Origin of the sequence: Kitasatospora sp. NPDC089913 (genome assembly GCF_044748625.1) — a bacterium.
In the GTDB taxonomy this organism is placed as follows: domain Bacteria; phylum Actinomycetota; class Actinomycetes; order Streptomycetales; family Streptomycetaceae; genus Kitasatospora.
Map to the genome: position 1 here is coordinate 21,479 of NZ_JBIVGI010000049.1, position 21,221 is coordinate 42,699.

Sequence of the window (21,221 nt, forward strand, 5' to 3'; positions counted from 1 at the left end):
CGCTCACCCTCCGCGCCGGATCAGCCCCCGCGCCCGCGCCTCCCGCACCGCCGCCGTCCGCGACTCCACACCCAACTTGGTGTAGATGTGCACCAGATGCGACTTCACCGTGGCCAGGCTGAGGTGCAGCCGCCCGCCGATCGCCTGGTTGGTCAGCCCGTCCGCGACCAGCCCCAGCACCTCGGTCTCCCGCGCGCTCAGCGCCGCCGCCGGCGTCCGCATCCGCTCCAGCAGCCGGTCCGCCACCGTGGGCGCCAGCGCCGGCCGGCCCGCCGCCGCCGACCGCACCGCACGGGCCAGCTCCTCCGGCGGCGCGTCCTTCAGCAGGTACCCGGTGGCCCCGGCCTCCAGCGCCGGCAGCGTGTCCGCGTCCGTGTCGTAGGTGGTCACCACCAGGACCCTCGGCGCCCCCGCGCCCCGGGCCGTGATCGCCGCCGTGGCCTGCGCCCCGTTCATCGCCGCCCCCGGCCCGAACTGCAGGTCCATCAGCACCACGTCCACCGCCACCTCGGCCGCCAGCTCCACCGCGCGCTCGGCCGTGGCGGCCTCCGCGACGATCGCGAAGTCCGGCTCGCTCTCCAGCACGGCGCGCAGGCCGGCCCGGACCACCGGGTGGTCGTCGGCCAGCAGCAGCCGGATCACGGACCCCGTCACGACGACTCCTCCCCGGCCCCGCCCGCGTCCCCGGGCACCGGCAGCAGCACCGCGAGCACGGTGCCCTCCCCCGGCGCGGACTCCACCGCGAAGGTCCCGCCCAGCGCCCGCGCCCGGGCCCGCATCGACGGCAGCCCGTAACCGCCGTCCCCGCCGCCGTCCCCGCCGCCGCCGGCGGCCCGCGTCCGCACGGCCTCCGGGTCGAACCCCGCACCGTCGTCCACCACGTCCAGCGCCACCTCGCCCGGCATGAAGCTGAGGGTCACCTCGGCGTGGCCCGCTCCGGCGTGCCGCACCGTGTTGCCGAGCGCGGACTGCGCGATCCGCAGCAGCGCCACCTCGTGCGGCACCGGCAGCGGGACCCGCTCCCCGGACACCTGCAGCCGCACCGGCAGGCCGCCGCGCACCGACGTGGTCGCGCACAGCCGCTCCAGCGCCACCGGCAGGGTGTCGCCCTCCAGCGCCGGCGGAGTGAGCGCGCGCACGAAACGGCGGGCCTCGTCGAGGTTGTCCTGCGCGGCCTGCCGGGCCTGCTCCACGTACTCGCCGGCGGCCTCCGTCCGCTCCGGCAGCGCACGCTGCGCGGCCCGCAGCAGCAGCTGGATGCTGGTGAGGCCCTGCGCCAGGGTGTCGTGGATCTCCCGGGCCAGCCGCTCCCGCTCGGCGAGCACCCCGGCCGCGTGGTGGGCGGTCGCGAGGTCGGCGCGGGCGGCCGTCAGCTCGTCGATGAGCCGCCGGCGCTCCTCGCTCTCCCGGTAGAGGGCCTGGTAGCCGAACACGGTCGCGACGGCGAAGGCGGCCCCCAGCAGCGGACCGATCGCCGGCGCGACGCCGACGGTGTGCTGATGGGCCGAGTAGGCGACGATCGCCGCGACGGCGGTGAGCCCGACCGCGGCCACCCCGGACCGCCGGCCGAGCAGGTGCAGTTCCAGGAAGTACAGCGGGAACGCCAGCCAGACCCCGTCCGGGGTGGCGACCAGCACACCCGCCCAGGTGACCCCGAGCAGCGCCAGCCAGAGCGCGGCGGCCCGCCGGGAGCGGCCGACGGCGCCGATCAGCGGACCGGCCGCGTAGACGGCGGCCGTCGCGACGGCCGCGGCGGTGACCGCCGCCGGATCGCCGTCGTGCCCGGCCACGGCCCGGACCACGGCGAGCGCGAGCAGGCCCGCCACCAGCAGGTGCAGACAGACCCGGAGCACGCGGGCGACGGGGGTGGTTCGGGGTCGATCGGTCGCCATCCGTCCAGCCTAGGGTCCGTGCCGCCGACCGGCATCAATCGAAAGGTTGAACTCCGTTTCCGCCCTTCGAAGCCGAGGATCCAATCCCCGGTGCGATGCCCGGCGGGCCCGCGTCCGGCCACTCTCGTCAGTGTCGCAGCGGATCGGACGAAAGGGCTCGCGGTGTTCGTCGCCTGGAGGGATCTGGGGTTCGCCAAGGGGCGGTTCGCCCTGATGGGAACCGTCGTCGTGCTGATCACCGTGCTGGTCGGCCTGCTCTCGGGGCTGACCGCCGGGCTCGGCCGGCAGAACACCTCGGCCGTCACCGGCCTGCCCGCCGACCACCTGGCCTTCGGCCGGCCCGCCGACGGCCGGAAGCTGTCGTTCAATGACTCCCAGGTCACCCCCGAGCAGTGGCAGGGCTGGGCCCGCACCCCCGGCGTGACCGACGCGCAGCCGCTCGGCATCGCGACCACCAAGGCCGCGGCCGGCCCGCGCACCGCCGCCCTCTCCGTCTTCGGCCTCCCCGACGGCTCCGCACTGGCCCCGCGGGGCGACTCCCTCGCCCCGGGCCGGGCCGTGCTGTCACGGACCGCCGCCGAGGACCTCGGCGGGCTGCGCCCCGGCGACGCCTTCACCGTCGCGGGCCTGCCGCTGACCGTCGCGGCCGTCGCCGGGGACGCCTCCTACAGCCACACGCCGGTGGTCTGGACGACCCTCGCCGACTGGCAGCGGGCCGCCCCCGGCGGCGCCGGGCACGCCACCGTGGTCGCGCTGACCACCACGAAGGGCGCCGACCTGGCCGCCGCCGACACCGCCCTCGGCACCGAGACCCGCGACCGCGACGGCGCACTCGCCGCGATCGGCTCCTACACCTCGGAGAACGGCTCGCTGCAGCTGATGCGCGGCTTCCTGTTCGCCATCTCGGCGCTGGTGATCGGCGCCTTCTTCACGGTCTGGACGATCCAGCGCAGCGGCGACATCGCCGTCCTCAAGGCCCTCGGCGCCTCCACCCGCTACCTGTTGCGCGACGCCCTCGGCCAGGCCGTCCTGCTGCTGCTCCTGGGCACCGCGGTCGGCACGGCGGTCGCGGTCGGCGTCGGCGCGCTGCTCGGCTCCGCCGTCCCGTTCGTGCTGGACGCCCCGACGGTGCTGCTGCCCGCCGCCGTCATGATCGCGCTCGGCGCGGTCGGCGCGGCCCTGTCCGTCCGCCGCATCACCTCCGTCGACCCGCTGACCGCCCTGGGGAGTGCCCGATGACCCTGCACCTCGACCGCGTCACCCTCACCTACCCGGACGGCGACGGCCGGCTGACCGCCCTCGACGAGGTGTCGCTGACCGTGCCGAAGGGCACCCTCACCGCCGTGGTCGGCCCGTCCGGCTCGGGCAAGTCCAGCCTGCTGGCGGTGGCCGCGACCCTGATCGCCCCGGACTCCGGACGCGTGGTGGTGGACGGCACCGACACCGCCGGACTGGACCGGGCCGGGCTGACCGCACTGCGGCGGCACCGGATCGGCATCGTCTTCCAGCAGCCCAACCTGCTGCCCTCGCTGACCGCCGCCGAACAGCTCCAGGTGATGGCCCACCTCGACGGCCGCTCCGCACGGGCCGCGCTCCCCCGCGCCCTGGAGCTGCTGGCCGCCGTCGGCCTGCGCGACCTGGCCGGCCGCCGCCCGCACCAGCTCTCCGGCGGTCAGCGCCAGCGGGTCAACATCGCCCGCGCGCTGATGAACGACCCCACCGTGCTGCTGGTGGACGAGCCCACCAGCGCACTCGACCACGAACGCGGCGCCGCCGTGCTCGACCTGCTGACCGCCCTCACCCACCGCCGCGCCACCGCCACCGTCCTGGTCACCCACGACCGCAGCCACCTGACGGCGGTCGACCAGGTCGCCGAGGTCCAGGACGGCAGACTGACGGTGCCGGCGGCGGTGTGACCTACTTCTTGGCGGCCAGCACGTCGTCCACCGAGAGCGCCACCGAAGCGCCGATCGACTCCGGCAACGTGAAGGACTGCCCAGGGTGGTGGACGGCGTGCACCCGGTACTCACCGTCCTGTGGGTCGGTGAGAACCATCACCCGCTGATTCGTACGATCCACGATGACGTACACGGGCACGCCCGCCGAGGCATACGCGGCCGGCTTCCGCTTCAGGTCATCACTGAGGTTGGAGGACGTCACTTCCACCACCAGGCGGAAGATGGCCGGATCGTAGCTGTTGTACTCGATCAGCTTGTCGTCACTGTTCGCGTCGACAATCGCCAGATCCGGAATGGCGAAGTCGGACGGTCCGTCGGGCAGCCAAATACCAATGCCCTGGAACACCTCGGTGTCGCCGTCATCCAGCCCTGCTGCGAGAAAGACACGGTCAAGCCTCTTGACCGACCGGCCGTGCTTCATATTCGGCGACGGCGTCACGACGATCTGGCTCCCGATGATCTCGACCCGGTAGCCGGCGAACTGGTCGGAGATCAGCTCGGCGACTTCGAGCAGCGTGGGCTGCTCGAACGGTTCTTCCACTGCGGCGGCGGACACGGAATCCTCCTTGCTGCCGATGTCGAGAACATCATCGTAGGGCGCCGGATCGCACTACCGCCCGACCCCGGGACATTCACCCGGACGGGTGGTTTGCCCCCTACCGGGCCCGCAACCGCAGGCCGGTGCGGGACTCCTCCTCGGCCGCCGCCTCCTCCTGGCCCTCCGCCCACAGCGAGCGGACGTGGCTGAGGTGACGGGTCATGCAGGACTCGGCGGCCGGGGCGTCGCCGGCGATCATCAGGTCCAGCAGCTCCAGGTGCTCCTCCGCCGAGGAGACCAGCTCGCCGCGCTCGGCCAGCCGGTTGAGGCCGTAGAGGCGGGAGCGCTTGCGCAGGTCGCCGACGACCTCGACCAGTCGGGAGTTGCCGGCCAGGCCGAGCAGGTCCAGGTGGAACTGACGGTCCGCCTCCAGGTAGCCGATGAGGTCCTGCTTGCCGGCCGCGACGACGATCGCCTCGGCCTGCGGGCGCAGCGCCTCCAGCTGCTCGGGGGTGGCGGTGCGGGCGACCCGGCCGACGGTCGGGACCTCGATCAGGGCGCGGATCTCGGTGAAGTCGTCGAGGTCCCGCTCGGTGAGCTCGGTGACCCGGAAGCCCTTGTTGCGGACGGCCTCGACCAGGCCCTCGCGGGCGAGGTCCAGCATGGCCTCGCGGACCGGGGTGGCGGAGACGCCGAAGTCGGCGGCCAGGGCGGGCGCGGAGTAGACCACCCCGGGGCGCAGCTCGCCGGAGATCAGGGCGGCCCGCAGGGCGTGGGCGACCTGGTCGCGCAGCCGCTCCTGGACGGAGATCAGGGTGCGGGGTTTGAGGTCGGCCATGGTGTTCCTCCGGTGAGTGCAGAACACCAGCGTACAATGTCACGTTACGTTGAGTGTGCAACATTCCGTGATTTCGAACGACCGGTCAGCGCACGGCATCCATGGTCGGACACCATCGTGACAGGGCCGCCGCCCGCTGACAACGGCCGGCGGCCCGACTCCTCGATTCCGTCCCCTCACTCCCCCTTGAACAACGGCACCAGGCTGGTCACGCTGGACCCTCCGTGCCCGGCCCCGACCGCCTTCCGGAAGGTGTCGGCGAGCAGCCTCGGCAGCGCCCCGTCCACGCCGGAGGCCTCGACGGTGTGCAGGACGTGCTCGATGCTCGCGACGCCCATGGTCAGCCGGTCGACGTCGCCCGCGTGGTTCCCCGCGGCGATCCGGGGCGCGTAGAAGGCGAGGAAGCCCGGCAGCGAGGCGGCCGTCGAGGTGGCGTAGGGCAGGAACTCGTCCGCCGGGATGCCGTTGGCCTCCGCGACGGCGGTGGCGTGCAGATAGGCGGCCAGCGAGGTCCAGAACAGGTCCATCTGGATCTGGTAGTAGAGCTGCGCCAGCCCCGGGTCGTCACCCCGGTAGTCGGCGCCGGTGAGCACCTCCAGGGCGGCGCGGTGCCGCCGGAACAGCTCGGCCGGGCCGCTGTAGTAGGTGGACGACTCCGGCCGCCCGATGCCCGACGGCGGGACCTGCACGCCACCGGTGAGGTGCCCGGCGCCCCGTTCGGCGAGCCAGCGGGCGGCCTCCCGGGCCCGGTCGGGGGTGTCCGAGCTGAGGTTGACCACGACCTTCCCGGACAGCTCCGCCGCGGCGGCGGCCAGCACGGCGAACACCGCGTCGTAGTCGGTCAGGCTCAGCACGACCAGGTCGTTGGCGGCGACCGCCGCGGCCGCGTCCGGCGCGAGCACGGCGCCCCGGGCGACCAGCTCCCCGGCCCGGCCGGGGCTCCGGTTCCACAGCGTCACGGCGTACCCGGCGTCCAGGTAGGCGCCGGCCATCGCCAGGCCCATCGGGCCGAGGCCGATCAGGGTGACGGAGGGCCTGCTGCCCTCCTGCCGCTCGTGGCCCTGCTGCTCGTGGCCCTGCTGCTTGTTCTCCTGGTGCGCGACAGACATGGGGATCCCCTCCGAGGACGACCGGAACGATGACCGGAACGAGGAGTAGAACGAACGCTCTATCCAGGAGCTGACGCTAACACAGCTCTGGAACGAACGCTCTATCCATTTGATCGGCTAGACTCCCCCCGTGAAGACGACGACCACCGGCACCCGCGAGCGGATCGTCCGGGCAACCTCCCGGCTGCTCCAGCGCCAGGGGTACGAGGGCACCGGCATCAAGCAGATCTCCCGCGAGGCGGAGGCCACCCTCGGCTCCGTCTACCACTTCTTCCCGGGCGGCAAGCAGGAACTGGCCGCCGAGGCGATCCGCCACGGCGACCAGGAGTTCGCGGAGCTGCTGCGCCAGGGGCTGGACAGCGCCACCGACCCCGCCGAGGCGGTCACCGCCTGCACCCGGCTGCTCGCCGAGGCCCTGCGTGCGTCCGACTGGCAGGACGGCTGCCCGATCACCACCACCGCGCTGGAGACGGTCGGCCGGGCGCCGGTGATCGAGGAGGCCGTCACCGCGGCGTTCGCGCACTGGCGCGCCGTCGTCGAGGAGAAGCTGCACGGCAGCGGCATCGGCCTCACCGACGCCCGCGAGCTGGCCGCCACCGTCATCAACACCCTGGAGGGCGCCGAACTCGCCGCCCAGGTCGCCCGCAGCGAGGAGCCGCTGCACCTCACCGGCCGTCACCTCGCCCGGCTGATCGACACCTACCGGCCGCAGCCGCCGGTACCCGCGGCCGCCACTGCCGCCGCAGCCAGCACCAACGCCGCCGGAGCCACAACCGCCTGACCGGAACGCGAAAAAGCGGCCGGCGTGGCGGGGGATCCCTTCCCACCACGCCGACCGCGACTCCGGCCGGCACAACAACGACCGATCCCCGTCCGGGGCAACGGACTCGGGGACGGACACCGGCACAGCGCCGAGCGCCGGTACCCGATCGGCCGGGCCCCACAGCAGACCGGTGCCGACCGGAAGCCCTATCCGCCCGTCCCGCGCCGGTGCACCTCGGCCGCGACCGCGAGGTCCTGCCAGGCCATGCCGACGCTCTTGAAGAACCTCGGCCGGTCGGCCGGCACCGGGGCCTCGCCCCGTACCAGCTCGGCCAGGTTCCACAGCGGGTCGGCACCGGTCACACCCGCCATCAGCAGGTCACCGGCCTCCCGCAGCGCGGCGGCCCGGGCCTCCACGTACAGCGCGGACCGGCCGACCAGTACCTCGTCCACCTCGCGGGCGTCCACCTCGTGCGAGCCGACCGCGGCCACCGCCGCGTGGTCCGGCACCAGCGCGCCGTCGAACAGCGGCGTGCGGGCGGTGGTGCAGCAGACCACCAGGTCCGCCTCCGCCACCGTGGCCGAGGTCCCGGCGGCGGCCTCCAGGCCGAGCCCCCGGGCGTACCGGACCAGCGCACCGGCCGGCTCCGCGCTGCGGGCGACCACGGTCACCCGGGTCAGCCGGCGGACGGCGAGCAGGGCGTCCAGGTGCCCGTAGGCCTGCGGACCCGAGCCGAACAGCACCAGGTGCTCCGCCTCCGGCACCGCCAGCCGGTCCAGCGCGACGGCCGTGACCGCGGGGGTGCGCAGCGAGGTCAGCGCGATGCCGTCGAGCAGGGCGACCGGCTGCAGGGTCGGACCGTCCAGCAGCAGGTAGCCACCGGTGATCCGGGGCAGCCCGGCGGCGGGATTGGCGGGCGCGACACCGGCGATCTTCACCCCGACGTAGGCCGCGGAGGCGGCCGGCATCATCAGCAGTTCTCCGGCCGGTACCGGGACCGCCGAGCGGGCGGGGGCGCTCTCCGGGTCGAGTCCTTCGAGCAGCACCCCCTCGATCGCCCGCGCCGCCTCCTCCGGCGTCAGTGCGACCGCGCCGGTCGGCAGCACCACCGGCCCGGCGATCGGCGCGGCGATCGGCCCACCGGCCGGGACGGCCGGGACGGCGGCGACGGAGCCCGGCGCGGCGGGCCGGAGCGGCTCGGCCGCCACGCCGGGCGGTACGGGGGCGGTCCGCAGGTCGCCGCTCACAGCAGGAACCCCGCGCCGAGCGTGTCCTGCGGGTCGAGCACGAAGCGGTGCTCGCCGGTCCGGTGCGCGGTGCCGGTCACCTCGGTGACCACGCCGTCGCCCCACGGGTCGCCGCCGGGCAGGACCCGCCCGCCGAAGACCGTGCCGACGATCGACTCGTGCCGCAGCTCCGCGCCCGGGGCGAGCCGCCCCTCGGCGGCCAGCACCGCCAGCCGGGCCGAGCTGCCGGAGCCGCACGGCGAGCGGTCGATCTGGCCGTCCGCGAAGACGGTGACGTTGCGCTGGTTCAGCGCGCCGTCCACCGACGGGAGCTCGTCGAACAGGATGACGCCGTAGACGCCGGACAGCCGCGGGTCCACCGGGTGCCGCACGGCCGGGGAGTCGGCCAGCGCGGCCCGGATCTCCCGGCCGGCGGCGGTGAGCTCGGGCAGCCGGTCGAGGGTCACCGAGAGGCCGAGGGCCGCGGCCGGGACGGAGACGTAGCAGGCGCCGGAGTGGGCCACGGCCACCTCGACGGTGCCGCGCGAGGTCTCGACCGGGAGCTTCAGCTCGCTCACCCAGGAGGGCACGTTGCGGAAGGTCACTCCGGTGGTCCGCCCGGCGGACCGGTTGACGAGCGCGGTGACCCGGCCGGACGGCACGTCGATCCGGACCCGGGCGACGCCGTAGTCGGGCGCGGCGACCAGGCCGGAGTCGACCGCCCAGGCGCCGAGCGCGATGGTGCCGTGGCCGCAGGCGGTCGAGTAGCCGTCCTTGTGCCAGAACAGCACGCCGAGGTCGGCCCCGTCGTCGTCGGGCGGCACCAGGAAGCCGCCGTACATCCCGGCGTGGCCGCGCGGCTCACGGGTGAGCAGCTGCCGGACGTCGTCCAGCGGGCCGGGCCGGGGCGCGGTGGCGGTGCCGCCGGCACCGATCGCGATCGCCCGCCGCTCGGCGACGCTGTCGCCGGGGACGACGGGTGTGCCGCCGACGACGATCCGGAACGGCTCGCCGGCCGTGTGGTAGTCGACCGTGTCGACGTGCACCGCCGCGGGCGCCTCCCGGCCGGGGAGGTCCGAGGTCATCAGGCGCCTCCGCCCGGCAGCAGGGTGACGGTGCGGCTCTGGGTGTAGAAGTCCAGCGCGGCCTGCCCCTGCTCGCGGGCACCGTGGCTGGCGCCCTTGGCGCCGCCGAACGGCAGGTGGAAGTCGACACCGCTGGACGGCGCGTTGACCCGGATCATGCCGGCGTTCAGCCGGTCGGCGGTGGCGAGCGCCGCGTCCAGGTCGCGGGTGTGCACCGAGGCGGACAGCGTGTACGGGGTGTTGTTGGCGAGCGCGATCGCCTCGTCCAGGTCGGCCGCCGCGTGCAGCACGGCGATCGGGCCGAAGAACTCCTCCCGGCTCAGCGGGTGCTCGTCCGGGACCCCGGCGACCAGGGTCGGCTCCAGGTACCAGCCGTCCCGGGCGGGCGCGCCGCCGCCGGTCAGCACCTCGGCACCGGCCTCCCGGGCGGAGTCGACGGCCGCGGTGATCTCGTCCCGGGTGGCCTCGTTGATGACCGGCCCGCAGGAGGTGCCGTCGACCTGGCCGAGCGCCTTGACCAGGGCGGCGCGCAGCGGCTCGTAGGCCCCACCGACCGCGACCACCCGGCTGGTGGCGGTGCACTTCTGCCCCGCGTAGCCGGCGATCGCGTTGGCGAGGTGGGCGGCGGCCTGGTCGATGTCGGCGTCGGGCAGGACGATCGCGGTGTTCAGCCCGCCGAGCTCGGCCTGGACCGGGATGCCGCGGTCCGTGGCGGTGCGGACGACCTGGCGGCCGACGCCGGTGGAGCCGGTGAAGGAGACCACGTCGGCCGCGCCGACCAGGGTGCCGCCCTCGGCGCCGCCGCCGGGCAGCACGGTGAAGACATCGGCCGGCAGCCCGGCCTCGGCGACCAGCTCGGCCAGCCGGCGGGCGCAGCCGATCGCCTCCGAGGAGGGCTTGAGCACCACGGTGTTGCCGACGGCCAGCGCCGGGGCGGCCTTCCAGGTGGGGATCGCCAGCGGGAAGTTCCACGGCGTGACCAGGCCGGCGACCCCGTACGGGCGGCGGCGGGTGAGCAGCAGGCCGGGCCCGCCGGCGGTCTCGTGCACCTCGCCGGAGGCCGCGAACGGCGCCTGCGCGTAGTAGCGCCAGATCGCGACGGTGCGGGCGACCTCGCCGCGCGCCTCGGCGACCGGCTTGCCGACCTCGCGGACGACCAGCTCGGCCAGCTCCTCGGCGTGCGCCTCGACGACGGCGGCGATCCGGGTGAGCGCGGCCGAGCGGCCGCCGGCGCCGGCGGCGAGCCAGCCGGGCTGGGCGGCGCGGGCGCGGGCGACGGTGGCCAGGACGGCCTCGGCACCGGGGGCGGGCGCCTCGGCGACGAGGTCCGCGGGGTCGGCGGGGTTGTACGAACGGATCGTCACTGCAGGCAGCCCTTCGGGGGTTCGACGGGTTTTCGGAGCGGGTCGGAGGCCCGGCCCCGCGGTGGGTGGCCGGCCCCGGGACGGGGGGCCGGCCGGCGCGGGGCCGGGGCGGAGCGGGAGGCCGTGGCCCCGGTCAGAGCAGGAAGCCGGCCGGGAACGGGTCGCTGGGGTCGAGGAAGTACTGGGCGGTGCCGGTGATCCAGGCCCGCCCGGTGACGGTCGGCACGACGGCCGGGCGCCCGCCCACCTCGGTCTCCTCCACCAGCCGCCCGGTGAAGGTGGTCCCGATGAAGGAGTCGTTGCGGAAGTCGCGGTCCAGCGGCAGCTCGCCGCGCGCGTGCAGCTGGGCCATCCGGGCCGAGGTGCCGGTGCCGCAGGGCGAGCGGTCGAACCAGCCGGGGTGGATGGCCATCGCGTGCCGGGAGTGCTCGGCGGTCGAGCCGGGGGCCAGCAGCTGCACGTGGTGGCAGCTGTGGATGGACGGGTTCTCCGGGTGCACCGGCCGGTCCGGGCCCGCGTTGATGGCGTCCATGAGGGCGAGGCCGGCGTCCAGGATCTCCTGCTTGCGCTCCCGCTCGAACGGCAGGCCGAACTCCGCGAGCGGCAGGATCGCGTAGAAGTTGCCGCCGTACGCCAGGTCGTAGGTCACCGTGCCGTGGCCCGGGACCTCGATCTTGCGGTCCAGCGCCTCCGAGTAGGACGGCACGTTGCGGATGGTGACCGCCGTGGCGGCACCGTTCTCGACCGCGACATCGGCGATCACCAGGCCCGCCGGGGTGTCCAGCCGGACGGTGGTGACCGGTTCGACGACCGGCACCATGCCGGTCTCGACCAGCACGGTGGCCACGCCGATGGTGCCGTGGCCGCACATCGGCAGCAGGCCGGAGACCTCGATGTAGAGCACGCCGAAGTCGGCGTCCGGCCGGGTCGGCGGCTGCAGGACGGCGCCGCTCATCGCGGCGTGGCCGCGGGGCTCGTACATCAGCAGGGTCCGGAAGTGGTCCAGGTGCTCCTGGAAGTACGTCCGGCGCTCGGCCATGGTGGCACCGGGAATGACACCGAAGCCACCGGTGACGACCCGGGTGGGCATGCCCTCGGTGTGCGAGTCGACGGCGTGGAAGACGTGACGGCTGCGCATCTGCTGACGCTCCGTGGGTGGGGAGATGGCTGGCATTCGTCGAGGCCGGGACGGTCCGGACGGGGGTGGACCGGCGGGGCCGGAAGGTGGCCCGGAGGCCGGCTGCCCCCGCAGCCGGCCGTCCCGGACACTCGGAACCGGAAATCCGGTCCGGGTCAGGCGAGGCCCTCGGCCAGCGCCTTCTCGGTGGCCGCGCGGACGGCCGCCTCGATCTCCGGCGTCAGCGGCAGGCGCGGCGCGCGGGTCGGACCGCCGGGGCGGCCGGCGATGTCCATGGAGAGCTTGATCGCCTGGACGAACTCGGTCTTGGAGTCCCAGCGCAGCAGCGAGTGCAGCGACTTGTACAGCGGCAGCGCGGTGCCCAGGTCGTGGGCGATCGCGGCCTTGTACAGCGCGGCGCTCGCCTCCGGCAGCGCGTTCGGGTAGCCGGCGATCCAGCCGACGGCGCCGGCCAGGGCCAGCTCCAGCAGCACGTCGTCGGCGCCGATCAGCAGGTCCAGGCCCGGGGCCAGCTCCGCGATCTCGTAGGCCCGGCGGACGTCGCCGCTGAACTCCTTGACCGCGACGATCGAGCCCTCGGCGTGCAGCTCGGCGAGCAGCGCCGGAACCAGGTCGACCTTGGTGTCGATCGGGTTGTTGTAGGCGACGATCGGCACGCCGGCCTTGGCGACCTCGGCGTAGTGCCCGCGGACGGCGTCGTGGTCGGCCCGGTAGGCGTTCGGCGGCAGCAGCAGCACGGAGCCGGCGCCGGCCTCGGCGGCCTGCTCGGCCCAGCGGCGGGACTCGGCGCTGCCGTAGGCGGCGACGCCGGGCATCACGCGGGAGCCGTCGCCGGCGGCCTCGACCGCGACCTCGACGACCTTGGCGCGCTCCTCGGCGGTCAGGGTCTGGTACTCGCCGAGCGAGCCGTTGGGGACGACACCGTCGCAACCCGACTCGATCAGCCAGCGGACGTGGTCGGCGTACGCGTCGTAGTCGACGGAGAGGTCCGGGCGCAGCGGGAGCGTGGTGGCGACCATGATGCCGCGCCAGGGCCGGGTGGTGTCGTGCGAGATCTGGGACACGGATGACTCCTTGGTGAGGTGTGACATTTTATTAGAAGGCGCGCGGTGGAGACAAGAGCCACCACCGGGCGTTTTCGGTCGGATTCGGACCGACCGGCCGACGGGGAGCGGCCGGTCGGTCCGAATCCGGCCGGTGCTACCGGTCCTGCCGGTCGTCCTGGTGGCCCCGGTGGTCCCGATGGCCCTGGTGGTCCTCGTGCCCCTCGTCGGCCCGGTGGTCCGGACCGTCCGGATCGCCCCGCTCGGCCGCGAGTTGCCCGAGCGGAACGGGGCAGGAGAACGGCCGGCTGTCCGGCCGGACCTCGGCCCGGTCGGCGCCGCCCGCCAGGCAGGCCACCGCCGGACCGCACATCCGGCCCTGGCACCAGCCCATCCCGGCCCTGGTCAGCAGCTTGACGGTGCGCGCGTCGCCCGCGCCCAGCTCGTCCACCGCCTCCTTGATCCGCCCGGCCGGGACCTCCTCGCAGCGGCAGACATCGGTGTCCTCCCGCAGCCAGTCGATCCAGCCCGGACCGGGCCGGTGCGCGGCGGCCATCAGCTCGGCGAAGGCCCGCAGCCGGGAGCGGCGGCGCAGCAGCGCGGCCCGGACCGGCCGGTCCGCGACCGCGTGCGCCGCCAGCTCGCCCTCGGCGATCGCGAGGTCGGCGCCGCCGACACCGCACGCCTCGCCGGCCGCCCAGAGCCCGGGCACGGTGGTCCGCAGACGGGCGTCGACCTCGAGCGCGGCCGTTCCGTCGGGAGTGGTCCTGGTGGCCGCGCCCAGCTCGGTGGCCAGCTCGATCTGCGGCACCAGACCGTGGCCGACGGCGAGCGCGTCGCAGGCGATCCGCCGCTCGGTACCGGGCACCGGACGCCACTGGGCGTCCAGCCGGGCCACCGTCACGGCGGTGACCCGGTCGGTGCCGTGCGCCTCGACCACCGCGCTGCGCGGCCGCAGCCGGACGCCGTGGCGCAGCAGCGCCGAACCGTGCCCGGCGCCCTCGACCAGCTTGGCCGGGACAGCGGCCAGCACGCCGGGGCGCCGGGCGTACCCGAGGTACGCGGTGGCCTCCACCACGGCCGGCACCTCGGCGCCGGCCGTGACCAGGGAGGAGGCCGCCGCGAGCAGCAGCGGGCCGCTGCCCGCCACCACGATCCGTCGGCCGGGCAGCACCAGACCGGCCTTGAGCATGGCCTGCGCGCCGCCCGCGGTGACCACCCCGGGCAGGGTCCAGCCGGGGAAGGGCAGCTGCCGCTCGTACGCGCCGGTGGCGAGCAGGACGGCGGCGGCGCGGACGGTGGTCCGGTCGTCGGCGTCCGGGCCGGTGGTGGCGTGCAGCCGCCAGTCGCCGTCCCCGGCCCGCTCCAGCGCCCAGACCTGGTGGCCGGTGAGCAGTTCGACCCGGCCGGCCGCGCGATGGGCGGCGAGCCGGTCGGAGAGGCCGGTGTAGACGGACCAGCCGTGGTGCAGCCGGTCGGGGCGGGCGGCGCCGAGGCCGGGCGCGGGGTGGCGGTAGAACTGCCCGCCGGTGCTCCGGCCGGCGTCGACCAGGACGCAGCGCAGGCCGAGGTCGGCGGCGGTCACGGCGGCGGCGAGGCCGCCGGGGCCGGCGCCGATCACCGCGAGATCGTGGCACGGGCCGCCGGGGCGGTGGGGCCCCGGGGACTGCGCGGGCTCAGACTTCGAGGTCGGCACGGCCGTGGCCCTCCTGGGTGGTGACGGTGGTGCCGGGCTCGGCCGGCAGCAGGCAGGTGCGCTGGTTGGGCCGCCCGTCGACGGTGGCCAGGCAGTCGAAGCAGGCGCCGATGCCGCAGAACGCCCCGCGCGGCTTCCCGCCGACCCGGGTGGTGCGCCAGGCCAGCACGCCGTCGGCCCAGAGGGCGGCGGCGATCGTCTGCCCGGGCAGCGCGGGCACGGGCCGACCGTCGAAGTCGATGGTGTGGGCGGGCCCGGGCTCGGCCCGGACCAGCTCCGCGGGGGTGCGGGTACGGCGCATGGGTGGGGGTTCTCCGTTCAGCTCACGAGCCGGTCGTGGGATTGGCGAGGGGGGTACCGGGAGGCGGGCGGCCCCGGGGGGAAGCGGGTCCGGGCACCCGCGGCGCCGCGTACCCGGCCGGCACACCGGGTACCTGCGGCGCCGCCCCGCGGGTGTCCGCGCACTTTGCAAAGTGCACTTTGCAAAGTCCTCGCGCACTTTGCAAAGTGCGCGGGACCCCTCAGGCGGCGGCGTCCGCCGCCGGGAAGCGGTCGGGCCGGAAGGGCGCGAGGTCGCGTTCCGGGTCCTTACCGGTGAGCTGCTGGGCGATCAGCGCCCCGGTGCCCGGGGCCAGCCCGATGCCGGCGCCCTCGTGGCCGCAGGCGTGGTACAGGCCGGGCACCCGGGGGTCGGCGCCGATCGCGGGCAGGTGGTCCGGAAGGTACGGACGGAAGCCCCGGTAGGCGCGCATCACGTTCACCCCGGCCAGCACCGGGAACAGCGCGGCCGCCTGGGCCGCCAGCCGGTGCAGCACCTCGACCGAGAGGGTGCGGTCGAAACCGACCCGCTCGCGGCTGGCGCCGATCAGCACCGGCCCGCCCGGCGTCCCCTCGACCACGGCCGAGGTCTGCAGGGCGGCCGAGCCGCTGGCGACGTCGGCCACGTAGTCGGCGGCGTACACCTTGTGCCGGACGATCCGCGGCAGCGGCTCGGTCACCAGGACGAACCCGCGCCGCGGCAGCACCGGCAGCCCGACGCCGGCCAGCGCGGCCAGCTCCCCGCCCCAGGTGCCGGCGGCGTTGACCACCGCGGCCGCGTCCAGCCGCCGCCGCTCGGTCTCGACCCCGCGGACGGCACCGTCGGCGCCGATCCGCACCGCCCGGACGGCCTCGCCGGTGTACAGCCGGGCACCCGCGCGCCGAGCCGCACGCAGCAGCTGCGCAGCGGCCAGCGCGGGCTGGACCTGGGCGTCCTGGGGGTAGTGGAATCCTCCGGCCAGCCCGGGGGCGAGGTGCGGCTCCAGCTCGCGGAGCCGCTCGCCGGGGACCTCCTCGGCGAGGACGCCGGAGCCGGCCTGCCCGGCCGCGAAGGCGCGCAGCGCCTCCTGCCGTTCGGGCGTACCGGCGACCACCAGGCCGCCCTTGTCCTCGTACTCGACGGCGGCACCGAACTCGGCGGCGAGTTCGCGCCAGAGCCCGCCCGAGTACAGGGCGAGGTCGAGCTCGGGACCGGGCTCCTTGTCGGAGACGAGCAGGTTGCCCTCGCCGGCGCCGGTGGTGCCGCCGGCGACCGGGCCGCGGTCGACGACGTCGACGGCGAGTCCGGCCCGCGCGGCGTAGTACGCGCAGGCGGCGCCGACGACGCCGGCTCCGACCACCACGACATCCGGGAGTCTCTGTGAGTGGGACACGCCAGTAATATGTCACATGCCATCGAACCTGCCAAGACTGTCCGGGCAAGATCGGGCGAGTCGCACCAAAAAGCCCCGGCCCACCGCGGAACGGTGGGCCGGGGCTCGGCGGGATCACCCGCGGCGGATCAGGTGATGTCGTCCATCTGCTCCTGCCGCGCGGCCGGCACATGACCGGAGGCGCTCGGCGTGGCGGAGGCCTCGATCGCCTCGGCCCCGGCGACCGGTGCCACCGAGAGGTCCACGTGCGAGGCCTCCTCGTCGTCCAGCGCGAGGTCCGGGTTGCGCCGGGCCCGACGGCGGTCGTTCAGCATCGCCACACCGACCGCGACGAAGTACAGGCCCCAGATCGGCGCCGCCAGCGCCAGCATGCTCAGCGGGTCGGCACTCGGCGTCGCGAAGGCCGCGAACACGGTGATGCCCATCACCATGCCGCGCCACCAGCCGAGCAGCCGCTTCCCGGTGACGACGCCGACCAGGTTCAGCATGACCAGCAGCAGCGGGAACTCGAAGGCCAGACCGAACACCAGCACCAGGCGGGTGGCGATGTCGAAGTAGTCCGCGGGCGGCAGGATCGGCGTGGTCTCGTCGGGGGTGAACGAGAGCAGCACGTCGACGGTCACCGGCAGCAGCAGGATCGCCAGCGTCACACCGGCCAGGAACAACGGCGCGCCGCACACCATGAAGATGACCGTGTACTTGCGCTCGTGCTTGTGCAGGCCCGGCGCCACGAAGGCCCACAGCTGGTACAGCCAGACCGGGACCGTGGCCACCACACCGGCCGTCAGGGCGACCTTGAGCATCCAGTTGAAACCCGCGGTCAGACCGATGGTGGAGACCTCCGCACAGCGGCCCGTGGGCGCCGCGAGGAACTCCGGTGTACACCGCTGGATCGGCTTGAGCAGCAGGGTCTCGATCTGCTTGTGGAAGATCAGCGCGACGATCGTGAACAGCACGATCGCCAGGACCGACTTGACCACGCGGTTGCGCAGTTCCCGCAGGTGGTCGGCGAGGGCCATCCGCCCCTCGGGATCCTTGGCCGTCTTCGGCGCCTTTGTGAGCTTGCTCAACCCCGGTCCTCAACTCGTGCGTCGGGGCCCGCCGGTCGACGGGCCTCCAGTGGTGGCGTGCGGCGCGCGCTCAGCGCGTCCCGCCCTCCGGGGCGGAGTGACTCGCGGACTGGCCGGCGGACTGCCCGGCGGACGGCTCGCTCACCGGGCGGGCGCCCGCGGACGCGCCCGGGGCGGACTGGATGGTCTTCGCGGCGACACCCTCGGCCGCCGCCGGGGCGGGCGCGGCCGGGGTGTCGGCGGAGCCGTCGGTGCGCATCGCCTTGGCCTCGCTCTTGAGGATCCGGGCCGACTGGCCGAGCGAGCGTGCCAGGTCCGGCAGCCGCTTGGCGCCGAAGAGCACAATGGCAATGACCGCGACCACCAGGATCGCGGTGAACGAGACCCGCATGCTCGACCACCTTCAGTCTCGGCGGCACCGACCGGGCCGCTCGCTGCGGGGATGGTAACCGCTGCGGATGACACCGTGACGACGGCCGCCCGAACAGGACAGCGGCCCCCCGTCCGTCTTCAGGAGCCATCTGAGAGCGTAACGCGCCCCTACCGCCGAGCAGCAGCCCCCCGCGTCCGCCGGACCGGACTCCCCGGGCTCAGGGGCGGGCCGCCGCCGAGGCCGCGAGGTCCTCGGCCGCCTCGGCCAGCGCCCGGGAGGCCGTGTCCACTCCCTCGGCCAGCGCCCGCACGTCCAGCCAGAGCCGGACCGCGAGGACACCGAGCACCAGCAGGCCGGCGGTGACGAGGAGGACTGCGGCGACGGGCATCCAGGACATGGCCCCACCCTATCGGCCCGCCCGCGCCCGGGAACGCGCCGCCCGGACCGCGCCGCCGGGTGCCCCGCCCCACCGCCTCGCCGCCGGGCCGGGGCCGGGGCCGGCGATGTGCGCTGCTGCACGGCCCCCGCCCCGGCTCACTGCTCGGCCGGCACCAGCCGCATGGTCCGCACCCCGGCCTCGGTCAGCGCCGCGACGATCTTCTCCCCGGCCGGCTTGCGCACCGCCGCCCCGCACAGCGGGCAGGAGAAGCTGTAGTGCGTCCGGTCCGCCGTGCGGCCGAAGGTCAGCCGGAACCCCTCGGCCGGCACCTCGACCTTCTCCCGGCACTCGGAGCAGTACACCTTGAATCTGGTACCGGGCTCCACGGCTCAGACCAGCCCGTCACCGTAGTGGGCGAGCGCCTCCAGTGCCGCGGCCCGGGCCTGCTCGACGAGCGCGGGCGGGGAGACGATCCGCCCGTCCCGGCCCAGCCGCAGGGCCAGCGGCCGCAGCTGCGAGGGGTCGGCGCTGCGCAGGGTGATCCGCAGTCCGCCGTCGGGCAGTTCCTCGGCGTGGTCGTGGGTGTAGTACTCGGCGACCCAGCGCCCGCCGGAGGAGACCTCGACGACGACCTCGGGGTCGTCGGCGGAGGGGTTGACCAGTCCGCCGGAGAGGTCGCGCGGCTCGCGCTTGGGCGGGTCGGCGGGGACGTCGAGGACCTTGATCTCGGCGACCCGGTCGAGCCGGAACATCCGGTGGTCCTCGGAGGTCCGGCACCAGGCCTCGAGGTAGGTGTGGCCCTCGGTGAGCAGCCGGATCGGGTCGACCTCGCGCTCGGTCATGCCGCCGCGCCCGTGCGAGTAGTAGCGCAGCCAGAGCCGGCGGCCCTCGCTGAGGGCGCGGTCGATGTCGGCGAAGACGTGGCTCTCGGCCTCGAAGGTGACGCCGACCCGGGCGCTGCCCTCGGCGCTCTCCCCCGCGGCGTTCTCGATTTTGGCGACGGCCCGGGTGAGGGCCTCGCGGTCGCCGGCCCGCAGGCCGGGCAGACCGGCGACGGCGCGGGCGGCGACCAGCAGGGCGGTCGCCTCGTCGGCGGCGAGGCGCAGCGGCTGCGCGACGTCGTCGACGTTGTGCCACCAGATCCGCTCGCCGTCGGTGTCGATGTCGAGCAGGTCGCCGCCGCGGAAGCTGGTGCCGCACATCGGGAGCACGTTGAGGTCGGCGATGAGTTCGCGCTCGCTGATGCCGAAGGCGCGGGCGACCTCGGCCACCTCGGCGCCGGGGCGCTCGCGCAGGTAGGTGACCAGCGAGAGCATCCGCCGGGTCTGGTCGATCGCGTTGCTCATGCCCGCACGTCCTCGGTCTCGGTGCTGTCCACTCCGGCGGTGCCGGCCGCCCCCGCGCCGGCCACCGCGCGCAGCCGGTCGACGACGTCCGCCCGCAGTTCCTCGGGGCCGACGACGAGCACGTCGGGCCCGAACTCGGCGAGGTCGGCGCCGAGCCCGTTGCCGAAGGGGATGTCGAGCTCGTCCCAGGTGTCGTCGATCCGGCGGGTGCCGAGCGCCTTGGTGCGCAGCGGGAAACCGGCGCCGCGGCGGACCCGGACGACGGCGGTGGCGGTGGCGCCCTCGCCGGCGAACTTGGCGACGGTGGCGCGGACGTCGACGTGCTCGGGCACGGTGCCGAGGAAGGCGCCGGACCGGGCGCGGACCTTGCCGGTGATCCGGCCGAGCCGGAACACCCGGGCGTCCTCGCGGTCGCGGTCCCAGCCGGCCAGGTACCAGTGGCCGCGCCAGCATTCCAGGGCCCAGGGCTCGACGCTGCGCTGCTGGGCGGCGGCGGCACCGGCCTTGCGGTAGTCGAAGGTGACCGGGCGGCGGTCGCGGGCGGCGGTGAGCAGCGGTTCGAACGCGGCTTCGCGGGCGGGGATGCGCGGTTCGAGGGCGGGTCGGCCCTCGGTCTCGGTGAACGGGACGCCGGCGGCGCGCAGCTTCTGGAGGGCGCCGCTGGCGGCGCCGGACATCTTGGCCTGCTGCCAGACGCGGGCGGCCAGGGTGAGCGCGGCGGCTTCCTCGGCGTCGAGGGCGATCTCCGGCAGGCGGTTGCGGTCGGCGCGGGCGAGGTAGCCGAGTTCGCCGTCGAGGGCGTTCTCGTCGACGTCGATGACCAGTCCGAGTTCGCGCAGGTCGTCCTTGTCCCGCTCGAACATCCGGTTGAAGGCTTCCTCGCTGCTGTGCTGCCAGGCTTCGCGGTAGGCCTCGATGGATTCCCGCAGCTCCTTCTTGGAGAGCGGACGTCTGGTGTTCATCAGGCACAGGGCGAGATTCATCAGCCGCTCTGCCTTGGCGATCGCCATCGCTGACCCTTCCGGTGTGCCGCGCCGCGCGCGGGGTGTGCCCGCCGGGCGTCGTGGACCCGGCGGGACCGACCGTACCGGTAGCGGTACGCGGTGCAAAAGCCGAGTCCGGGAACGCGTGGGGCCGCACCCCGCGGACGGGGTGCGGCCCTGGTGGTCCGCGCTTCTGCGGGGTGTGCTCAGACGCCGATCAGGTCGACCACGAAGATCAGGGTCGAGCCGGCCGGGATGAGCGGGCTCGGCGACTGGTTGCCGTAGGCCAGGTGCGGCGGGATGACCAGCTCGCGGCGGCCGCCGACCTTCATGCCGGCGACGCCCTGGTCCCAGCCCTTGATGACGCGGCCGCCACCGAGCGGGAACTTGAAGGTCGAGCCGCGGTTCCAGCTGGCGTCGAACTCCTCGCCGGTCGCGAAGGTCACGCCGACGTAGTGGACCTCGACGGTCTGGCCCGGCTTGGCCTCCTCGCCGGTGCCGACGGTGATGTCGCGGATCTGGAGCTCGGTCGGCGCGTCGCCGACCGGGAAGTCGATCTCAGGCTTGCTCACTGTGCCTCTTCTCACGGTTGGTTCGGTCCATGACCAAGCGGCGGGGGGGCCCCCCCCCCCCCGGGGCGGGGCCCCCCCCCCCGGGCCGCCCCCGGCCCGGGGGCGGCCCCCCGGCCCGGCCCGCCGCGGGGCCCCCGACCAAAGCGACCACAGCGAA

Annotated in this window: 23 protein-coding genes; 3 read left to right on the top strand and 20 right to left on the bottom strand. The window is 74.9% G+C overall.

The window, feature by feature from the left end; all coding sequences use genetic code 11:
• Positions 1 to 3: 3 nt before the first annotated feature.
• Positions 4 to 654, bottom strand: a complete 651-nt coding sequence (locus tag ACIPYS_RS38625) for a response regulator transcription factor (protein WP_093862751.1) — start codon at positions 652 to 654, stop codon at positions 4 to 6.
• Positions 651 to 1,892, bottom strand: a complete 1,242-nt coding sequence (locus ACIPYS_RS38630) for a sensor histidine kinase (protein ID WP_400755173.1) — start codon at positions 1,890 to 1,892, stop codon at positions 651 to 653. The genes ACIPYS_RS38625 and ACIPYS_RS38630 overlap by 4 nt, the downstream gene beginning before the upstream one ends.
• Positions 1,893 to 2,054: 162 nt before the next feature.
• Between ACIPYS_RS38630 and ACIPYS_RS38635 the strand changes: the two genes are divergently transcribed.
• Entirely contained in the window at positions 2,055 to 3,131 is a 1,077-nt protein-coding gene (locus ACIPYS_RS38635; RefSeq protein WP_400755175.1) for an ABC transporter permease, read from the top strand.
• Complete coding sequence (locus ACIPYS_RS38640) at positions 3,128 to 3,808, top strand: ABC transporter ATP-binding protein (protein ID WP_400755177.1); 681 nt, start codon at positions 3,128 to 3,130, stop codon at positions 3,806 to 3,808. Before ACIPYS_RS38635 ends, ACIPYS_RS38640 begins: the two co-directional genes overlap by 4 nt.
• A 1-nt stretch (position 3,809) precedes the next feature.
• On the opposite strand, the gene ACIPYS_RS38645 is transcribed toward ACIPYS_RS38640, so the two are convergent.
• The 3 genes from ACIPYS_RS38645 to ACIPYS_RS38655 form a co-directional block, all read right to left on the bottom strand.
• Positions 3,810 to 4,406, bottom strand: a complete 597-nt coding sequence (locus tag ACIPYS_RS38645; protein ID WP_400755179.1) for a Uma2 family endonuclease — start codon at positions 4,404 to 4,406, stop codon at positions 3,810 to 3,812.
• A gap of 100 nt (positions 4,407 to 4,506) precedes the next feature.
• Complete coding sequence (locus ACIPYS_RS38650; protein WP_400755182.1) at positions 4,507 to 5,226, bottom strand: GntR family transcriptional regulator; 720 nt, start codon at positions 5,224 to 5,226, stop codon at positions 4,507 to 4,509.
• Between the two features lie 176 nt (positions 5,227 to 5,402).
• Positions 5,403 to 6,335: an NAD(P)-dependent oxidoreductase gene (locus ACIPYS_RS38655; protein ID WP_400755184.1), complete on the bottom strand. Its 933-nt coding sequence runs from the start codon at positions 6,333 to 6,335 to the stop codon at positions 5,403 to 5,405.
• A 130-nt stretch (positions 6,336 to 6,465) separates the two neighbouring features.
• Between ACIPYS_RS38655 and ACIPYS_RS38660 the strand changes: the two genes are divergently transcribed.
• Complete coding sequence (locus tag ACIPYS_RS38660; protein WP_400755186.1) at positions 6,466 to 7,116, top strand: TetR/AcrR family transcriptional regulator; 651 nt, start codon at positions 6,466 to 6,468, stop codon at positions 7,114 to 7,116.
• A gap of 188 nt (positions 7,117 to 7,304) precedes the next feature.
• Here the strand turns inward: ACIPYS_RS38660 and ACIPYS_RS38665 are convergent, their stop codons facing one another.
• The 15 genes from ACIPYS_RS38665 to ACIPYS_RS38735 all read right to left on the bottom strand — a co-directional run bounded on the left by ACIPYS_RS38665 (position 7,305) and on the right by ACIPYS_RS38735 (position 21,079).
• Entirely contained in the window at positions 7,305 to 8,345 is a 1,041-nt protein-coding gene (locus ACIPYS_RS38665) for an ornithine cyclodeaminase family protein (RefSeq protein WP_400755188.1), read from the bottom strand.
• The gene (locus tag ACIPYS_RS38670) at positions 8,342 to 9,409 is read right to left on the bottom strand and encodes a proline racemase family protein (RefSeq protein WP_093862744.1); all 1,068 of its coding nucleotides are present in this window, start codon (positions 9,407 to 9,409) and stop codon (positions 8,342 to 8,344) included. Before ACIPYS_RS38670 ends, ACIPYS_RS38665 begins: the two co-directional genes overlap by 4 nt.
• Entirely contained in the window at positions 9,409 to 10,782 is a 1,374-nt protein-coding gene (locus ACIPYS_RS38675; protein ID WP_197698824.1) for an aldehyde dehydrogenase family protein, read from the bottom strand. Before ACIPYS_RS38675 ends, ACIPYS_RS38670 begins: the two co-directional genes overlap by 1 nt.
• 124 nt (positions 10,783 to 10,906) lie before the next feature.
• Positions 10,907 to 11,911 carry a proline racemase family protein gene (locus ACIPYS_RS38680; protein ID WP_093862742.1) on the bottom strand — a complete coding sequence of 335 codons (1,005 nt, stop codon included), beginning with the start codon at positions 11,909 to 11,911 and terminating at the stop codon, positions 10,907 to 10,909.
• A gap of 155 nt (positions 11,912 to 12,066) precedes the next feature.
• Positions 12,067 to 12,930: a dihydrodipicolinate synthase family protein gene (locus ACIPYS_RS38685; protein WP_400755198.1), complete on the bottom strand. Its 864-nt coding sequence runs from the start codon at positions 12,928 to 12,930 to the stop codon at positions 12,067 to 12,069.
• 181 nt (positions 12,931 to 13,111) lie between these two features.
• Complete coding sequence (locus ACIPYS_RS38690) at positions 13,112 to 14,650, bottom strand: NAD(P)/FAD-dependent oxidoreductase (RefSeq protein ID WP_400755191.1); 1,539 nt, start codon at positions 14,648 to 14,650, stop codon at positions 13,112 to 13,114.
• Positions 14,631 to 14,951: a (2Fe-2S)-binding protein gene (locus ACIPYS_RS38695; RefSeq protein WP_030395919.1), complete on the bottom strand. Its 321-nt coding sequence runs from the start codon at positions 14,949 to 14,951 to the stop codon at positions 14,631 to 14,633. Before ACIPYS_RS38695 ends, ACIPYS_RS38690 begins: the two co-directional genes overlap by 20 nt.
• Positions 14,952 to 15,171: 220 nt before the next feature.
• Complete coding sequence (locus ACIPYS_RS38700) at positions 15,172 to 16,341, bottom strand: NAD(P)/FAD-dependent oxidoreductase (RefSeq protein WP_400755193.1); 1,170 nt, start codon at positions 16,339 to 16,341, stop codon at positions 15,172 to 15,174.
• Positions 16,342 to 16,469: 128 nt separating this feature from the next.
• Positions 16,470 to 17,360, bottom strand: a complete 891-nt coding sequence (tatC, locus tag ACIPYS_RS38705; protein ID WP_400755200.1) for a twin-arginine translocase subunit TatC — start codon at positions 17,358 to 17,360, stop codon at positions 16,470 to 16,472.
• 121 nt (positions 17,361 to 17,481) lie between these two features.
• Positions 17,482 to 17,802, bottom strand: a complete 321-nt coding sequence (gene tatA / locus ACIPYS_RS38710; RefSeq protein ID WP_093862737.1) for a Sec-independent protein translocase subunit TatA — start codon at positions 17,800 to 17,802, stop codon at positions 17,482 to 17,484.
• A gap of 199 nt (positions 17,803 to 18,001) precedes the next feature.
• Positions 18,002 to 18,181, bottom strand: a complete 180-nt coding sequence (locus ACIPYS_RS38715; RefSeq protein ID WP_093862736.1) for a hypothetical protein — start codon at positions 18,179 to 18,181, stop codon at positions 18,002 to 18,004.
• 137 nt (positions 18,182 to 18,318) lie between these two features.
• Positions 18,319 to 18,525, bottom strand: coding sequence for a hypothetical protein (locus ACIPYS_RS38720; RefSeq protein ID WP_231977872.1), 207 nt, complete (start codon positions 18,523 to 18,525; stop codon positions 18,319 to 18,321).
• Between the two features lie 27 nt (positions 18,526 to 18,552).
• The gene (locus tag ACIPYS_RS38725) at positions 18,553 to 19,509 is read right to left on the bottom strand and encodes a YafY family protein (RefSeq protein ID WP_030395913.1); all 957 of its coding nucleotides are present in this window, start codon (positions 19,507 to 19,509) and stop codon (positions 18,553 to 18,555) included.
• Complete coding sequence (locus tag ACIPYS_RS38730; RefSeq protein WP_093862735.1) at positions 19,506 to 20,519, bottom strand: YafY family protein; 1,014 nt, start codon at positions 20,517 to 20,519, stop codon at positions 19,506 to 19,508. The genes ACIPYS_RS38725 and ACIPYS_RS38730 overlap by 4 nt, the downstream gene beginning before the upstream one ends.
• A gap of 179 nt (positions 20,520 to 20,698) precedes the next feature.
• Positions 20,699 to 21,079, bottom strand: coding sequence for an FKBP-type peptidyl-prolyl cis-trans isomerase (locus tag ACIPYS_RS38735; RefSeq protein ID WP_093862734.1), 381 nt, complete (start codon positions 21,077 to 21,079; stop codon positions 20,699 to 20,701).
• Positions 21,080 to 21,221 lie beyond the last annotated feature (142 nt).

Coding starts and splice junctions, on each gene's coding strand:
- ACIPYS_RS38630 (WP_400755173.1), bottom strand. CDS start 1,892: ATGGCGACCGATCGACCCCGAACCACCCCCGTCGCCCGCGTGCTCCGG.
- ACIPYS_RS38640 (WP_400755177.1), top strand. CDS start 3,128: ATGACCCTGCACCTCGACCGCGTCACCCTCACCTACCCGGACGGCGAC.
- ACIPYS_RS38650 (WP_400755182.1), bottom strand. CDS start 5,226: ATGGCCGACCTCAAACCCCGCACCCTGATCTCCGTCCAGGAGCGGCTG.
- ACIPYS_RS38655 (WP_400755184.1), bottom strand. CDS start 6,335: ATGTCTGTCGCGCACCAGGAGAACAAGCAGCAGGGCCACGAGCAGCAG.
- ACIPYS_RS38670 (WP_093862744.1), bottom strand. CDS start 9,409: ATGACCTCGGACCTCCCCGGCCGGGAGGCGCCCGCGGCGGTGCACGTC.
- ACIPYS_RS38680 (WP_093862742.1), bottom strand. CDS start 11,911: ATGCGCAGCCGTCACGTCTTCCACGCCGTCGACTCGCACACCGAGGGC.
- ACIPYS_RS38685 (WP_400755198.1), bottom strand. CDS start 12,930: ATGGTCGCCACCACGCTCCCGCTGCGCCCGGACCTCTCCGTCGACTAC.
- ACIPYS_RS38695 (WP_030395919.1), bottom strand. CDS start 14,951: ATGCGCCGTACCCGCACCCCCGCGGAGCTGGTCCGGGCCGAGCCCGGG.
- tatC (WP_400755200.1), bottom strand. CDS start 17,360: ATGGCCCTCGCCGACCACCTGCGGGAACTGCGCAACCGCGTGGTCAAG.
- tatA (WP_093862737.1), bottom strand. CDS start 17,802: ATGCGGGTCTCGTTCACCGCGATCCTGGTGGTCGCGGTCATTGCCATT.
- ACIPYS_RS38715 (WP_093862736.1), bottom strand. CDS start 18,181: ATGTCCTGGATGCCCGTCGCCGCAGTCCTCCTCGTCACCGCCGGCCTG.
- ACIPYS_RS38725 (WP_030395913.1), bottom strand. CDS start 19,509: ATGAGCAACGCGATCGACCAGACCCGGCGGATGCTCTCGCTGGTCACC.
- ACIPYS_RS38730 (WP_093862735.1), bottom strand. CDS start 20,519: ATGGCGATCGCCAAGGCAGAGCGGCTGATGAATCTCGCCCTGTGCCTG.